This is a genomic window from Roseixanthobacter finlandensis, from assembly GCF_043195105.2.
In the GTDB taxonomy this organism is placed as follows: domain Bacteria; phylum Pseudomonadota; class Alphaproteobacteria; order Rhizobiales; family Xanthobacteraceae; genus NCEH01.
The window spans coordinates 1,548,002-1,565,194 of sequence record NZ_CM195536.1 but is presented as its reverse complement, the minus strand read 5'-3'; the positions used below and the strand labels follow the sequence as shown (position 1 = coordinate 1,565,194).

Annotated in this window: 7 protein-coding genes; 1 reads left to right on the top strand and 6 read right to left on the bottom strand. The window is 66.3% G+C overall.

Features of this window, described 5'->3' with window-relative positions:
* Nucleotides 1-29: 29 nt before the first annotated feature.
* From V5G24_RS07210 to V5G24_RS07185, 6 genes are all read right to left on the bottom strand, one after another.
* Nucleotides 30-8,561, bottom strand: a complete 8,532-nt coding sequence (locus V5G24_RS07210) for an autotransporter outer membrane beta-barrel domain-containing protein (protein WP_394084572.1) — start codon at nt 8,559-8,561, stop codon at nt 30-32.
* 425 nt (nt 8,562-8,986) lie between these two features.
* Nucleotides 8,987-9,508: a VOC family protein gene (locus V5G24_RS07205; protein WP_394084571.1), complete on the bottom strand. Its 522-nt coding sequence runs from the start codon at nt 9,506-9,508 to the stop codon at nt 8,987-8,989.
* Between the two features lie 247 nt (nt 9,509-9,755).
* Complete coding sequence (locus V5G24_RS07200; protein ID WP_394084570.1) at nt 9,756-10,241, bottom strand: (2Fe-2S)-binding protein; 486 nt, start codon at nt 10,239-10,241, stop codon at nt 9,756-9,758.
* Between the two features lie 11 nt (nt 10,242-10,252).
* Nucleotides 10,253-12,442: a xanthine dehydrogenase family protein molybdopterin-binding subunit gene (locus V5G24_RS07195; RefSeq protein WP_394084569.1), complete on the bottom strand. Its 2,190-nt coding sequence runs from the start codon at nt 12,440-12,442 to the stop codon at nt 10,253-10,255.
* A 192-nt stretch (nt 12,443-12,634) separates the two neighbouring features.
* Nucleotides 12,635-13,384, bottom strand: a complete 750-nt coding sequence (locus V5G24_RS07190; RefSeq protein ID WP_394084568.1) for an SDR family oxidoreductase — start codon at nt 13,382-13,384, stop codon at nt 12,635-12,637.
* Between the two features lie 240 nt (nt 13,385-13,624).
* On the bottom strand, nt 13,625-14,590 hold the full coding sequence (locus tag V5G24_RS07185; protein ID WP_394084567.1) for an AraC family transcriptional regulator: 966 nt from the start codon (nt 14,588-14,590) through the stop codon (nt 13,625-13,627).
* Between the two features lie 615 nt (nt 14,591-15,205).
* Here V5G24_RS07185 and V5G24_RS07180 point away from each other — a divergent pair.
* Nucleotides 15,206-16,993: a CocE/NonD family hydrolase gene (locus tag V5G24_RS07180; protein ID WP_394084566.1), complete on the top strand. Its 1,788-nt coding sequence runs from the start codon at nt 15,206-15,208 to the stop codon at nt 16,991-16,993.
* The last annotated feature ends 200 nt before the right edge of the window (nt 16,994-17,193 follow it).

Genomic DNA, 17,193 nt, shown 5'->3' with positions numbered 1-17,193 from the left:
GGACAGAGCCGGATCGAGGGGGCGGCGCTCTAGAATTTCAAGCTGGCCGACCAGAGCATATTCTGGCTGCTGAGGTTCTGATTGCCGCCGAGCGCGGTGTAGGAAAACGAAGCGCTCCAATTGTTGCGCGACAGCAACGTGACGCCCACCCCTACGGCAAGCGTGTCGCGTAGCGGCGCGGCACTCCAATTGGCGAAAGAGGGACCACCTGCAAGACTTCCCAGGATGACATAGGGATCCTGGAGGAATTCATGCTGCCAGGCCAGATTGAGCTGAGGGACCGCCATCAGGTCCTTGTCGATCTGCCACCGATAGGCCGCATGCCCGCCCAGGCTGGAAATCAGGCTGCTGGTGTTCCATCCGGCGCTGCTGAAATTGAGACTGCCCGCGCCCGTTTCAACCACGCCATTTACACTGAAATACGTGTATTGCAGGCTCAGCGTTGGGCCAAACGTCCAATTTTCATGCTTGAAATCGTAACTTCCGGCCACCATCGCGTCGAATTCGCCCGCATCCGGACTGCTGATGGCGCTGCGGCTGAAGCCGGGAAAGGCGATGGCGCGGGTGACCTCATAGCTGTGCCCGGCTCCCCCCAGCAGCACCAGGGCGGACAGACCTTGCCCCGCCGCTTCGGCATAGGTCGCGAAGACGCCGAAGCGGGCGGTATCATCGCGCAGGCTGCTGGAATTGAAAGAGCCGTTCGGGCCGTAGCCGGTGTAGCTGTTTTCATACCCCCCATAAATGCCCGTCAGGACATTTTCACTCCATCGGTAGGTCAGGCCGGCCGTGATCCCCACGCTGCGGCTGTCATAGGTGGGGAGCATGCCGGCGCTGTCGGCGGTGGCGAAGACGCCGGTCTCGTCCACGAAGACGCGCCACGGGTTGTCGATGCCGGGCGGGCGCACATCCCGCGTGCCGGCGCCGCCGCGAGCGGAGGCCTCGCCCACCGCCAGGCGCTGGCTCCAGAGCGATTGCACCAATTGCGTGTTCTGGGCATTGGCGAGGTTGAAGGCGATCGTGCCCAGGCTCTGGTAGAAACTGGGCATGATCGCGTTGAAGGCCGCCCCGTATTGCGCCGCCGAGAGCGAATCCAGCGCGGTGGAAACCGCGAGCTGGTCCCCGCCGGTCGCGGAGATGAAATCGTTGAGCACCGCTGCCACATTGCCCTGGTTCGGGTTGCGCGCCACTTGGCTATAGGTCGCGGGCGCGATCAGGATCGAGGCCCCGGCATCCTGATTGATGAGCAGGCGCGGACGCGTGGTGGACGGCGTGTCGAGCAGGATGACGGACTCGTAGCTGCCCGAGACCTGCGACGCGGTCAGAAAATCGAGCCGCTGTCCGTAAGGGGCCTGAAAGCCGTCCGCAGGTTTCACAACCACGGTTCCGCCGAGCTGGGCGGCGCCGGCAACCTGAATCTGGCTGTAATTGGAGGCTCCCGCATTCTGGATCTGAAGGATCGTTCCGTTTGCCTGGCTGAAAGTCCCGCTCACGCTCATGTTTTTCTGAAGGTTCAGCTGTCCTGCCTGGAGCGTGACATCGCGCGTTGCCAATGTGGCCGCAATTGTGAGCGTGCCCCCCTCGATCGACCAGTTCGAAACGTCTTTGCCCGTCCCCGTGAGCGTCCATGTGCCCGCGTCGTGCTTCACATAATTGGCAAAGCCTGAATATTGGCCGAGATTGAGGGCGCCGGGGCTCGCGCCATTGAGTTCAAGCGTGTCATTTCCGGTCCCGGAAACAGCGCCGTTCATCTTGGCGCTTCCATAGAGCAGGAGCCTGTTGGTGCCCCCGGTGAAGCTGATGGCGTTGGCATAGGTTCCAGATGCGTTGAAGCCGCCGGAAATGACGCCCTTGCTGATTACCGTGAGGTCCTCTCCGGCAACGCCCGCGCCGCCGGCGCCTCCAAGGCCGCCGGTGCCGCCGGAAATGACGCCCTCATTCAGGATGATGGTGGCGTGGCTGCCGCTGATACCGGCCCCGCCAATGCCGCCGGCCCCGGCTTGTCCTGCGCGCGCATTGCTCTCGGCCGCCGCGCCGCTACCGCCTGCGGCGCCGCCGGAGCCGCCGGAAACGCGGCCGCCTTGCAGGGTGATCCGGGTGTCGCTTGCGCTGATGCCCGCCCCACCCGTGCCGCCATTGCCGCCGGTGCCGGCATCGGTGGAATTGTCCCCGTCTCCGCCTCGGCCACCGTTGCCCCCATTGCCACCGTTGCCGCCGCGCCCGCCGGAAACCAGGCCCTCGGTCACCTCGATGGTCGAAAAGGTGCCGCTGATGCCCGCGCCGCCGGCCGCGCCATTGCCTCCGGCGCCTCCGGTACTGCGGTTCTGCCCGCTGCCGGCGGCGCCTGCCGTGCCGTCGTTTCCGGTTCCGTTGCCGCCATTGCCTTCCCCGCCGCTGCCGCCCGTGCCGCCAGCGCCACCCGCGCCGCCGGAGATGACGCCGCCCCGGGTCTGAATCAAAACGTGCGCGCCACTGATGCCGTCACCGCCCGCGCCACCCGCGCCGCCGGTGCCTCCGAAGGCGCTATTCCCGCCCGCCCCGACCCCGTTGCCCCCGTTGTTGGCTCCGCTGCCAGCGCCGCTCTCGGAAAGGCCGTTGCCGCCATTGCCGTTGCCATTGCCGCCGTTGCCAGCGCCCCCGTTTCCGCCCGCGCCACCCGCCCCGCCGGCACCAGCGGAAACGATCGCGTTGTCGATCCGAAGGCGTGCATAGGTGCCGCTGATGCCCGCGCCGCCAGTCCCGCCGCTGCCGCCGGCGCCGCCATCTGCCCTGTTTCCTCCGGCGCCGACGCCGTTGCCCCCATTGTCATTGCCGCCGCCGCCGCTGCCGCCATTGTCGCCACCGGAATTGCCGTTGCTGCCGCCGCCGCCGTTGCCGTTGCCGCCATTCCCGCCACCGTTGCCGCCGTTGCCGGCCCCACCATTGCCCCCCGTTCCGCCCCCGCCGCCGGCACCGCCGGCAACCGCCCCATTTTCCAACAGGACGTCCGCATGCGTCACGCCTATGCCCGCGCCGCCAGCCCCGCCAGTTCCGCCCGCGCCGGCGTCGGCGATGTTGCCGCCGGCCCCGGCGCCATTGCCGCCGTTGCCGTCGTTGCCATTGCCGTTCCCGGGATTGAGGTTCCCGCCGCCGGCGTTTCCGTTGCCGCCATTGTTGTTGCCGCTTCCCCCGGTGCCATTGCCGCCATTGCCATTGCCGTTGCCGCCGTTGCCGGCGCCTCCGTTGCCGCCTGTGCCCCCATCGCCGCCGACACCGGCGGAAATGGAGCCGCCGCTCACCACGATCGAGGCATATGAACCGGCTATGCCGGCACCGCCGACGCCGCCGCCGCCGCCCACGCCCCCCGCAGCACTATTTCCGCCGGCGCCGACGCCGCTGGCCCCGTTATTGCCGTTATTGTTGCCATTTCCGCTGTTGTTATTGCCGCTTCCACCGTTGTCATTGCCGCCGTTGTTATTGCCGCTGCCGGAATTGTTGTTGCCGCCGCTGCCCCCGCCATTGCCACCATTGCCGGAGCCGCCGTTGCCGCCAACACCGCCGGCACCACCCGCGCCACCGGAAATGTGCGCGTCTTCGACGGTGACCCTGGCATCGGTTCCGCTGATGCCGGCCCCGCCGGCCCCGCCGGCCCCGCCCGCCCCGCCGTCCGTAGTGTTGGCGCCGGCCGCGACCCCGTTGCCGCCGTTGTTGCCATTATTATTGCCGTTGCCGCCCTGGTTGTTGCCGCCTCCGGCATTGCCACTGCCGCCGTTATTATTTCCGCTGCCGCCGTTACCACTGCCGCCATTGCCATTGCCATTGCCGCCATTGCCCGCGCCGCCACTGCTGCCGACGCCCCCCGCTCCGCCCGCGCCGCCCGACACACGGCCGCCCTGCACATCTATCGCGGCCTGGATGCCGGTGATGCCCGCGCCCCCCGCTCCGCCGGCTCCGCCCGCACCGCCATCGGACCTGTTCCCGCCAGCCGCATCTCCATCGCCACCATTATTGCCGTTGTTATTGCCGCTGCCGCCATTGTCATTGCCGCTGCCCCGATTGTCGTTACCGCCATTATTGTTGCCGCTGCCGGCGTTGTTATTGCCCCCATTGCCATTGCCGTTGCCGCCATTGCCGGAGCCGCCGTTGCCACCGTCCCCGCCACCGCCGCCCGCCCCGCCGGAAATCACGCTATCCCAGACGGAAACCCTGACATTTTCGCCGCTGATGCCGGCTCCGCCTGCCCCGCCATCGCCGCCGACGCCGCCGATGACGCGATTGTCTCCGCTCCCGTCCCCGTTGCCGCCATGGCCGCCATTATTGTTATTGCTGCCGGCATTGTTGTTGCCGCTGCCGCCATTGCCGCTGCCACCATTATTATTGCCGCTGCCGCCATTATGACTGCCGCCATTGCCATTGCCGTTGCCGCCATTGCCCGCGCCGCCGTGGCCGCCTGTGCCGCCGCTGCCGCCGGCGCCACCGGAAATGGCCGAGCCGCTCGCATCGAGCGTGGTATCTGACGCACTTACGCCGGCGCCACCGGCGCCGCCCCGCCCGCCGGCGCCACCATCGGCATTGTTGCTGCCCGCGATGCCACCATCGCCGCCGGTATTGTTGCCCGCCCCGGCATTGTTATTTCCACTTCCGCTGTTGTTATTGCCATCCCCGGCGTTATCATTGCCGCCATTATTGTTGCCGCTCCCGGCATTGCCGTTGCCGCCATTGCCGGTGCCGTTGCCGCCGTTGCCAGCCCCGCCATTGCCGCCGATGCCGCCATTGCCGGCCGCTCCACCGGAAATGGTCGCCTTGTCCAGCTGGATCCGGGCGAACGCCCCGCTGATCCCGGCGCCGCCGGCGCCGCCGCTTCCGCCCGCTCCGCCGAGGACCGTATTGCCGCCGGCCGCATTTCCATTGCCGGCATTGCTGTTGGATGCACCGCCATTATTATTGCCGCTGCCGCCATTATTGCTGCCGGTGCCGCCGTTGTCGTTGCCGCCGTTATTATTGCCGCTGCCGGCGTCGTTATTGCCGCCATTCCCATTGCCATTGCCGCCGTTGCCGGCCCCGCCATTGCCGCCCGTGCCGCCATGACCGCCGGCGCCGCCGGAAACGAGTCCGCCGGTCACGGAAATCTCGACATAGGCCCCGCCGATGCCGACCCCGCCGGCCCCGCCTTGCCCACCGGCTCCGCCATCGGCGGTGTTGCCGCCGCTCTCATTGCCGTTGCCGCCGTTATTGTTTCCGGTCCCGCCGTTATTATTGCCACTGCCGGCGTTGTCATTGCCATTTCCGCCATTCTGAACGCCGCCGTTATTATTGCCGGCGCCGGCATTATTATTACCGCCATTGCCCGTGCCGTTGCCGCCGTTGCCGGACCCGCCATTCCCGCCCGTGCCGCCAGCGCCGCCCCCGCCGCCGGATATATCCGCGCCCCGGATGTCGATAATCGCGGAGGCCCCATCGATGCCGGCCCCAAGGATGCCGGCTCCGCCGCTGCCGCCGGCGCCACCGGCCCCGCCATTGACCTTGTTATTGCCCGCCGAGGCCCCGTTGCCGCCATTGTTGCTGGCGCTGCCGCCGTTGTTATTGCCGCTGCCGCCACCGCTATTGCCGCTGCCGCCGTTGTAATTGCCGCCGTTATTGTTGCCGCTGCCCGCGTCGTTATTGCCGCCGTTGCCGTTGCCATTGCCCCCGTTGCCGGCCCCGCCATTGCCGCCGGTGCCACCCGCGCCGCCCGCGCCGCCGGAAATGCTTCCGCCTTGAACGGCGACGAGCCCCCGGGTCGTGTTCACGCCGGCGCCGCCGTCACCGCCCGCGCCACCGTCGCGACCATTGGCAGTGTTGCCGCCCGCGCCTACGCCATTGCCGCCGTTGCCGCTATTGCCGTTGGCGCTGCCGTCCGTGGCGTTGCCGCTGCCGCCATTGTTGTTGCCGCCATTATTATTGCCGCTGCCGGCGTTGTTGTTGCCGCCGTTGCCGTTGCCGTTACCACCATTGCCGGCCCCGCCGTTGCCACCGGTGCCGCCAGCACCGCCGCCGCCGCCGGAAACGGTTCCATCGATGATCCGGATCGTGGCCTGGGCCGCGCTGATGCCGGCGCCGCCCGCCCCGCCCTGGCCGCCGATCCCGCCATCATTGTTGTTGTCGCCCGCGCTCATACCGTTGGCGCCGTTGCCGCTGTTATTGTTGCTGCTACCGCCGTTATTATTTCCGCTTCCGCCGTTGTTGTTACCGCCGTTATTGTTGCCGCTTCCCCCGTTATTGTTGCCGCCGTTGCCGTCGCCGTTGCCGCCATTGCCGATGCCGCCGTTCCCCCCGGTTCCGCCGACGCCGCCGGCACCGCCGGAGACGCGCCCGCCATTGATGTGGATCGCTACATCCGAAGCGAGAATGCCCGTTCCGGCGTCGCCGCCGTCCCCGCCGTTGCCGCCGCTGGAAGTGTTAGCGCCCGCACGGTCGCCATTGGCGCCGTTGTTGTTCCCACTTCCACCATTGTTGTTTGAGCTTCCACCGTTATTGTTACCGTTCCCACCGTTATTGTTGCCGCCATTGTTGTTGGCGCTACCGCCATTGTTGTTTCCGCTGTTGTTATTGCCGTTGCCGCCATTGCCGCCCCCACCATTGCCCCCGGTGCCCCCGACCCCTCCGGTACCGCCGGCAATGTTGGTGTCTTGCGCGGTGATGGCGGCATGCGTCACGCTTAGGCCATTGCCGCCGGCGGCGCCCTGCCCCCCGCTTCCGCCATCGGCGAAATTACCGCCCGCACGGACGCCGTTGCCGCCGTTGCTGTTTCCCGACCGGCCGCTGTTATTGCTGCTCCCGCCGCCGCTATTTCCGTTCCCGGCATTGTTATTCCCGCCGTTATTATTTCCACTGCCGCCATTATTGTTGCCGCCGTTGCCATCTCCATTACCGCCATTCCCCGCCCCGCCATTCCCGCCATCGCCGCCGCGGCCGCCGGCGCCTCCGGAAATAGTGCTGCCCTGGGCGTCGATCTTCACATAGGTGCCGACGACGCCACCCCCGCCGATCCCACCGTCACCACCGCGTCCGCCATTGGCGGCGTTGCCGCCGGCGTTATCGCCATTGCCGCCGTTGCCGCCGTTGTTATTGCCGCTGCCCCCGTTGGCGTTGCCATTGCCGCCATTGTCGTTGCCGCCATTATTGTTGTTGCTTCCAGCGTTATTGTTGCCGCCATTGCCATTGCCGTTGCCGCCGTTGCCGGCCCCGCCATTGCCACCGACACCTCCCGCGCCCCCGGCGCCGCCGGAAATGATGCCGTCCTTCGTGCGGATCGAGAGCGAGGCGCCGCTGATGGCGGCGCTGCCGGCGCCGCCGCCACCGCCCGCGCCACCGTCGACGCTATTCCCGCCACCACCGCGGCCATTGCCGCCGCCATCTCCACTTCCAGCGGTATTGTTATTGCCACTGCCCCCATTGGCATTGCCATCGCCGCCGTTATTGTTGCCACCATTGTTGTTGCTATCGCCGGCATTGTCGTTGCCGCCGTTTCCATCGCCGTTGCTGCCATTGCCGATCCCGCCGGTGCCGCCGACGCCGCCTGCGCCGCCTGCGCCGCCCGAAACCGTGCTGTTTTCGAGCTGGATCCGTGCATGCGTAGCGCCGATGCCCGCGCCGCCGGCATTACCCGCGCCGCCGTTCCCGCCGATCGCCGTGTTCGCGCCTGCGTTCTCGCCATTGCCGCCGTTGCCGCCATTATTATTGCCGCTGCCGCCGTTGGCATTCCCGCTGCCGCCGTTATTATTTCCGCCGTTGTTGTTGCCGCTCCCGGCGTTGCCATTGCCGCCGTTGCCATTGCCGTTGCCGCCGTTGCCCGCCCCGCCATGGCCGCCGGCACCGCCGCTGCCGCCGGTACCGCCGGAAACGATGGCGTTCCTAATCTGGATCCGGGCATCGGCCGCGCTGATGCCCATGCCGCCCGCCCCACCGCTGCCACCAGCGCCGCCGTCGACGATGTTGCCGCCTGCCGCAACGCCGTTGCCGCCAGCGTCACCGGCATCGTTGCCGCTTCCGCCATTGAGGTTGCCGTCACCGGGGCTGCCGTTGCCGCCGTTGCTATTGCCGGCTCCGGCGTTGCCATTGCCGCCATTGCCATTGCCGCTGCTGCCGTTCTCGGTACCGCCCTCGCCGCCGGCGCCACCGCTGCCGCCCGCACCGCCGGAAACGATGCCACCTTCCACCCGAACCTTCGCGGACGCCGCATCGACGCCCGTGCCACCCGCCCCGCCCAAATCGCCGTCGCCGCCGCCGGCCGCATTGCCGCCGGCCCCGACCCCGTTGCCCCCAGTGGTCTTGCCGCCCTCGCCATTGGCCTTGCCGCCGTTCGCGTCCGGCCCATCGCTGCCGGTTGCACCAGCGGCGCCGCTCAGCCCGATGCTGGTGGTCGCGAGGATGTCGATGGCCATTTGGGGAACCGGGACATTCGCGCCACCGCCATGGCGGCCGGCGGTCTGCGCGAATCCAGAGCCGGCGGACGCCAGGCCGAGCACGAGAAGGATGGCGGACGTGAGCCCATCACGCAGGAGGCTTTTGCGATCCGCGCGGCGGAAGCTGACGAGAGGCATCACGGGTGCACTTTTCGGTCAGCGCAACCCTGCCGCCAGTCACGCAGGAGTTCAAATTCGAAGCGGCTCAGGCATATAACGCTCCAGTGCGACGCTTTCTTAAAGAGTTTCCTCGCGGGAAAACACCGTGCGGTCTTAAGGCACGCGTCGAAATCCAGCCTCGAAAGATGCACCGCCTGAGGACTTCGATCAGGATCGAATAAAAAACCCCGCCTGCCCGGCGGGTTCCTACTCAATAAGTCAATTCCGGCGCACGTCCGGGCACCATCAAGGTTCAATCCGGTGAATATTACACCCGAAACACGATCCGGTTCTATGACGGCGCGATCTGTTCGGCTTCAACCCATTGAAGCAGCGCGGAATCTGGGGCACAAGTAATATATTCGAAGCGCTGTCCGCCCGTGGAACAACAGTTCATATATGCACCCTCATATATAGCAGACGGCGTTGAGCTTATTGCCGTCGGGGTCGCGGACATAAGCGGCATAGAAGGTCGGACCATAATGCGGGCGCAGGCCGGGCTCCCCTTCATCGCTGCCGCCATGGGCGAGGGCGGCCGCATGGAAGCGGTCGACCGCCTGGCGATCGTTCGCAAGGAATGAAATCATCATCCCATTCCCGACCTTTGCAGCCAGACCGTCGAACGGGGGGCCCACCGTAATGTGCGGCCCGGGATCTGGTGCTCCCCAACTGGCCCAGCGACCGCCGTGGTCATCGCTGTAATCGTCAAGCCGGGAATGACCGAGCACCGCCATCACGGCTTCATAGAACGGGATGGCGCGGGAAAGATCGTTGGTACCAATCATCATATAGCTGAACATGGAATGCGCCTTCAAACTGGAGACGTGGCGGCTGAAATATTGGGACACGATCCGCCGGTTGCTGGAGCCCACGAGAAATTGGGCAATACCCACGTCCGGACGATTGCGCCATAGGCTATCGTTCGACAAGGCCTTCGTGGCGCTTGTCGGTGAATGTCTTGAAAAACGCCACCGGGCATCGATACTGCGGTCATCCGGGAACCGTCATGAGCGCCTTAAGGGAGATCGCGCGCGGAATTTCGGTGCCCAGGTTGGCCCCGTCTCCGGATTGATCTGCCGCGCCCGCGACGGGATCCGGGATCGGCGCCCGCAGGCAGCCGCGCGACATACCCCCGCCGGCGAGATCAGACCGGCGATGGTCGGATCGCCCGGCCGCTCATGCCAGCGCTTTCGCCGCCTGATGGATGGCCGCCTTGATGCGCAGATAAGTCGCGCAGCGGCAGATGTTCCCGCTCATCGCGGCATCGATATCGGCATCGCTCGGCGCGCGCGTCTCCGCCAGCAGCGCGCTCGCGCTCATGATCTGCCCGGACTGGCAGTAGCCACATTGGACCACGTTCAGGTCGACCCAAGCCTCCTGCACAGCCCTGCCGACCGCTGTGTTGCCGACGCCCTCGACCGTCGTGACCGCCGTTCCACGGACCCCATCCACGGGCAGGACGCAGGAGCGCGTCGCCGTTCCGTCCACATGCACGGTGCAGGCCCCGCACATGGCCATGCCGCATCCGAACTTGGTGCCGGTCAGCCCGAGCGCGTCGCGCAGGGCCCAGAGCAGCGGCATGTTCGGGTCGCCTTCGAAGGTGACCTCCCGGCCATTCAGCGTGAAGGCGAGCCGATCTGTCTGTCGGGTATCCGATGCCATGTCGAAGCCTTTCAAAGCCGTGCGGAGGAAGGATGGAGCGGAAGCTGGAGCGCGGCGTCCGACCATCCGAGCCGTGCGAGTGCATTCGCGACGGCGGGCCCGATCATCGGCACGCCCAGTTCCCCAACGCCCGTCGGCGCTGCGTTGGACGGAACGATGATCACCTCGACTTCCGGCATCTCGTCATGGCGTAGCACCCGGTAGTCGTGAAAATTCGACTGCGCGATGCGACCGCTTTCCAGGTCGATCTGGCCAAACAGGGCGATGCCGAGGCCATAGCCTGTGCCGCCCTCGATCTGGGCCTTGATGACATCCGGGTTGACCGCCATGCCGCAGTCGATGGCGCACCAAACCTTATGAACGCGCGGTCCGCCGTCCGGCCCGATCGAGACCTCCGCGATCTGGGCGACGGAGGTGGAAAAGGCCCTGCCGACCGCCACGCCGCGCGCCCGGCCATCGCCAACCATCGGACCGGACCAGCCGGCGGCCTGCGCCACGGCCCTCAGGACCCCGACCTCCTTCGGCTCCGCGCCGAGGAGGGCGACGCGGCCTTCGACGGGATCCTGGCCGAGCGCTTCCAGAACCCGGTCAATGAAGCGTTCGACGGCGTAGGCCGTATGTGTGCTGCCCACTGAGCGCAGCGAGGATGTCGGAACCTTGTCCCGCACGATATGCGCGTCGCACAAGAAATTGCCGACGCCGTAGAGCATGTTGGCGGCACCCTCGACCATCAGGGCATCGGCGCCGCTCGGCATTCGGGCGCGGAGCACGCTGTCGACCCCGAAGGAGTGACCGACGATCCTATCGTGCCAGGCGCTCAGCCGGCCATTCTTGATGGCTGCCCGCATGCGGTGGAGGATCATGGGCCGGTACCAGCCGCCGGTGATGTCGTCCTCGCGCGTCCACATCACCTTTACGCCCTGGCCCGGCCCGATCCCCTTGGCGGCGGCGGCCATGTCGGCGGCGAAGTCCGGGCCGAGGATCTCGTTGCCCAGGTCGATACGGCGGCCGAAGCTGCCGCCGGCATAGACGTTCTCAATCTCGACCTTCTCGACCGGCACGTCGAACAGGCGCGCGAGCTGGCTCTGGTCGAAGGTATGCATCTGGCAGCCGTAACGGGCCTTGACGCTCGCCCCGTCCCACATGATGAAGCCGCAGAGCGGCTCCATGGCCGCATGGGCGACATAGGGGAAGGTGAACTCGGCTTCGATGATCCTGTCGGCGGCGGCGAAAGCCGGCTCGACATCGCCGCGCTCCGCCGCGGTCAGGCCCGGCTTGCCGGCGACGGCGCGGAACGCCGCGAAGATGTCGGCGGTGCTGCGCGTCTCCGCCTCGCTTTCATCCCAAGTCACGTCGAGGGCTTCCCGGCCCTGGATGGCGGCCCAAGTGCCGGTCGCATAGACGGCAATGCCGGTATCGATCTGCCGGACCGCAACGACGCCGGGCACTTCAAGCGCGCGGGAGGCATCAAAGGTCCGCACCTTTCCGCCGAAGCGGGGTGGTTTGCGGATGACGGCGGTCAACATTCCGGGTTCGTGAATGTCCATGCCGAACACCGCAGTGCCGTCGCACTTTGCCCGCGAATCCACGCGCGGCAGGTGAGATGTCTTGCCGATCAGCCGGAATTCGGACGGCGCCTTGAGTTTCAGCGTCTCGGGATCCGGTGCCGGCAATGTGCTGGCCAGAGCCGCAAGCTCTCCGTAGCGTGCCGACTTTCCGGAAGGCGGGTGCAGCAGCACACCATTGTCGGTGCGAATTTCCTCGATCGGCACCGCCCAGTCCCTGGCGGCCGCCTCCATCAGCATGCGTCGGGCCATGGCGCCCATCCGGCGCATCTGCTCATGGGCCTCGCGGATCGCACTCGAGCCGCCGGTCCCCTGCCAGCCATAGATCAGGTGCTTGTACACGGCGGTATTGGCCCTGGCGGTCTCGACGCGGATGGTCGACCAGTCCGCGTCGAGTTCCTCCGCCACCAGCGTGGCCATGCCGGTATGGGCGCCCTGGCCGAACTCGATATGCTTGCTCAGCACGGTCACCACGTCGTCGGAGCCGATGCGGACGAAGGCATTGGGTTCAAGGGAGGCGCCGGCAGGCTGCGGCTCGGCGAGGCTCTTCCTGAGGGGAAGCGCCGCGCCAATGACCAGCGTCGAAGTTGCGGCGACGAAGGCACGCCGCGTAAGCTTGACGTCGAGGTTGCGCATGGCCTCTCCGTTTGCGTTGGCGGTTCCGGCGATCGACGGCCTCCGGAAGCCTCTCGCGGCGCTGCCGCTTGCTTGCCATGACTGAACGTAAGAACGGCCAGTCTCCGCACGTTAGCCCGATGCTCCGGATTTCTTGCCCAATCCGCTCGATCGCACGGGGAGTGACGCGGTCGTGATCGCGTGCCTCGGATGTCAGGCCTGCTCAGTGGGCAGCACGAAGAGCTCTGCGACATTGACGTGAGCGGGCGCACCGGCGGCGAAGAGCACGGTGCTGGCAATGTCCTCGGGGTCAAGGAAGCGGATGGCCGCGCGGTAGGCGTCGAGCTGCCTGCGCCTTTCCGGGTTCGTCGTCTGCTCGGGCAGTTCCGTGGCGACCGCGCCGGGCTGGATGCATGTGACACGGATGTTATGCTTCTTGCCGACCTCCATGCGCAGCCCTTCGCTGAAGGCGCTGACGGCGAACTTCGTGGCCGAATAGACGGTGTATCCCGGCCCGAAGACCTTGCGGCCGGCAATCGAGGATGTGTTGAAGATGTGCCCGGAATGCTGGCGGATCATGTGGGGCAGGACCGCGGCTGTCGCATTGAGAACGCCCTTGATGTTGACGTCGACCATCGCATTCCATTCGTTGGTCTTGAATTCATCAATCTCGGACACGGGCATGACGCCGGCATTGTTGAAGAGGATGTCAATGGCCCCGAAAGCCTCGACCAGCCGTTCAACGCCGGCCCGAACCACCTCGGCATCGACGACATCGACTTCAAGAACGCACGCATCTCCGCCCCGGCGCACGATCTCTTCCTTCAGCGCCGCGAGACGGTCGGCCCGCCTTGCGGCGATCCCGACCTTGACGCCCGCTTGCGCCAGTTTCAGCGCGGTGGCCGCGCCGATCCCGCTCGACGCACCGGTGATGAGGGCGATTTTTCCGGTGAGTTCGGTCATCGATTTTTCCTTTGCAAGACACCTGTGCAAAACACCCGCGCGCGCTTCGACGGAATCGACCATGGGCCGCGTTCTTCCAATCGCCGGACGCAGGCGTTCCGGCCCTCTCCTGCAACCGCAGTGACGGCCGGGACAGTCATCGGCGCGATCTTGAGCCGCGCGTTAGCTCGAAACAGCCTGTTTCTTGCCTATTACGCTTGATCGCGGGTTTTTCCTTGCCGTCTGCGGAAGGGGTCTCGTTCAGGGCAACCTCGCTAGTGTTCCGGACGGCTCCGCGCTCCGCGCCAGGATCGCGGCGACATCACGCTTTGGCGGAGCCCCGAATGCACGGCGGTATTCCCGGTTGAACTGCGTGGAGCTCTCATATCCGACTTTTAATGCAGCGAGCCCGGCATCGATCCTGTCGTTCACCATGAGGCGCCGCGCCTCATGCAGCCTCAGTTGCTTCTGGTACTGCAGTGGGCTCATGGCGGTGATGGCCCGGAAATGGTGATGCAGGGTCGATTCCCCCATGCCCGCCATCTCCGCGAGCGCTTCGATCCTGAGAACCTCGGTGAAATTCTCGCGAATCCAATCGATGGCCGTGGCGACCCTGTTGGTGCGCGTTCCAAGCTGCACCACCTGGCGAAGACGGCCTCCGATGGGGCTCGTCAGGACATGATAGAGAATTTCCCGCTGCAACGGTCGCGCGAGGATTGGGATATCCTGCGGGGTGTCGAGTAGGTCCACCAAGCGCATAGCGGCCAGGGCAAGGGACGACGTAACGGGTCCGATCGCCATGCCCGTGCCGAAGGTCGCCAGCTCCGGCCCATATTGCGCAACCTCGGATATGAGCTCGCGCGCGAGGTCCAGGTCGATGTTGAGCTTGATGGAATAATAGGGTTCCGATGGCGAGGCGCCTAGAACCTGCACGATGGTGGGGAGGCCGACCGCAGTCAGCAGAAAATGCGATTCATCATAGACATAGCTTTCATTTCCCAGCACGACGCGCTTCGACCCGCGGGCGATCAGGGCGAAAGAGGGAGCGTAGAGGAAGGACGTCGGCTCGGCGGGCCCTGCCTTGCCGTGAATGGTCAGGCCCGCGACAGGCGTCTGCTCGCCCCGCTCGCCGACTCCCAGATGGCGCGCGACCATATCGGCGATCCGGCTGCGGGCAAACGCGACCATCTCATCCTGGCCAGCGGCTTTGCTTCCTGAGACGATCATCTCCGGCCTCCCGAACAGATCATTGGCGATGAATGGAGCTGCATAGGTTTGAAGATAGAAATGGGACCGCCCGACGCCTAGCCTGATCCGCTCCAATAATTGCCTATTCCTGGAGCGACAGTCCGGCCGAGAGGATGAGGGTCTGGTTCGTTGTGGCAGGCTGTGCAAGGTCCGTCGCGTTGGGAATGCCTGCCCCCACGGCGGCCCGCGTGTGGGTGCCCGTAGATGCTTCCGCACCTTCCGGCCGATGCCATGGCGGCTCCTCCCGCCGCAACGGAACCACCACCAAGGCCTGAGGGCCAGGGCGAGCTACGCCGGGCGGTTGCGCGGTTCCAACCTGCCGGACATGGCGACCTGTTCTCGCCCCCATGCCGCAGGCACATGGAGCAGGCACTCGCCCGGGTAACGGAGCAGGTATTCGATCTGCCCTTCTCCTCGGGGATCGGCGGGTTTTTCATCGCGGACGATGCACAGACATGGGTACTGCGCGAGATGCGGCTGGCATCGCAAAAAAGAGCGGCCTCGACATTTCGCAAATGTCGTCGATTTCATGAGGGAGGGGCGGCAGATGGAAAGAGCCCGCCTGTCGCGTTATCCGGTGGAGGGGAAGCGCCCATGGACGCCAAGAACGGGAAGCCGAGGTTCTGGGACAATCTGATCGCGCTGAAGGGGGGCCTGTTCGGCGACCAGTTGGCGGGCTGGACGCCAGGTCCCGCCGCAAAATCGGGGCTCGGCTGCCGCATCCTCGCAGATCAGACGATCGAGGTTGCCCCCTCCATCGCGCTGGCGACGGATGTCTATGTGCCGAAGGCGCCGGGCCGTTGGCCGGCGGTCATCGCCTTCGCGGCCTATTCCAAGGAATTGCAGGCGGCGGGCGCACCGGCCGGCAACAATGAGACCGGCAGCCCGCCGGTGTTCACCGATCGCGGCTATGCCCATCTAATCGTCACCCGGCGCGGCATGGGCCGCTCGGGTGGCGCCGACGCCGTCTATCTCAACGACACCGACGTCGAAGACCACGCCAAGGTGATCCAATGGGCCGCGGCGCAGCCCTGGTGCGACGGCCAGGTGGTGCTGTTCGGCACCTCCTATTACGGGCTGACCCAGCCGCAGGTGGCGCGGCTCCGTCCGCCGGCCCTGAAAGGCTTCTTCGCCAACGAGATGTGCACCGATTTCTTCCGCCACATCGCCATGTTCGGCGGCGCACCGCAGCCGGATTTCTTCGCGCTCTGGATGGGGGCGAACTTCACGCCCCTCCAGTTCCGCCTGCACGTGCCGCCGCTGCTACGTGCGGTGGTGAGCCACATCACCAACTCGCCTCTGAAGCGCTTGTGGTGGCCGCAGTTGAAGAAACGCATGACGCGGATCATGAAGGCCTTCCAGCGCATGACCCCCACACGTCAGACGCGCGAGCTGTTCGCCGCCCTCATGCTCGACGGTAAGACGCGGGCGACCAGCGCCCTGCCGTCGGGTCCGTCCGGCGTGCTGGGCGACATCGAGGTGCCGTTCGTCGTCGTACAGAATCCAGGTTATCTCAACCTGCACCAGTTCGGCGCCTACGACCTGTTCCAGAATGCCGGCACGCCGAAGGACAAGCGCTGGCTCATCATTGGCCCGGCGACCTATGATCTGCCGGTCTATCTCTGGCAGATGGAGGCACTCGCCTTCTTCGATCATCTCGTCTATGGCGCGGACAATGGCTATGCCGCGCAGCCGCGGGTGCGATACTGGACGGAAGGGGCGAAGGACTATCGCAGTGCTTCGGACTGGCCGCTTCCCGGCAGTGCACCGCTTCGCCTTTACCTCGCCTCAAGCGGCGCCGATGGCGCAACGCACCGGCTCACGCCCGCACCCGAACATACCGGGGCGAATCGGTGGGCGGCGGTGCCGCTGGGCGCCATCGTGACGGCGGGGTTCGACGAGGTGGAGAACCAGCAGCTCACCTTCGAGCTGCCGGTGCACGAGGAGACGGAGCTGACCGGACCCGTGACCTTGAGCCTTTCCTTCAGCTCGAACGAAATCGATTCCTACGTGGTGGCCCGCACCGGCATCGTCTCGGCCGATGGCGCCTACCAGATCCTCTCCATGGGCGCGATCCGTCCCGCCTGTCGCAGGATCGACGCCGCGCGTTCCACCGCCACCGAGATCGCCATCAACATCGATCAGCCCGAACCCCTCACGCCCGGCGTGCCGGTGACGCTGCGCTTCAGCCTCACGCCCCAGCCCGTGGTGCTGAAGCCGGGCGAGCGGCTCGTCCTTGACATCGCCAGCCGCACCGATGTCCTGCGGAGCGATGTCAGCCACGGCCACGCCCAGTTCGACATGCAGGTGCCACCTTATTACGCGCGCAATACGCTCCACTACGGGCCCGACACCTTTATCGAACTGCGCCTTGCCCCTTGAGAGGGAGGAATTAACCCCGCGGAATGCGCACATATCGGGGAAGTTCGGCGCTGCGGAGGCGGTGCGATTGGCGCTCATATGGGGCGTGCGCCTCTCCGCAAGCCGTGGCCATTCTCGGCCCATTGGGCCGCGCATTCGCAGGCGGGCGAAACAGAGGGAAGGTGCCGCCCCTGCCAACCCCTCCCTCATGAAACCGGGCT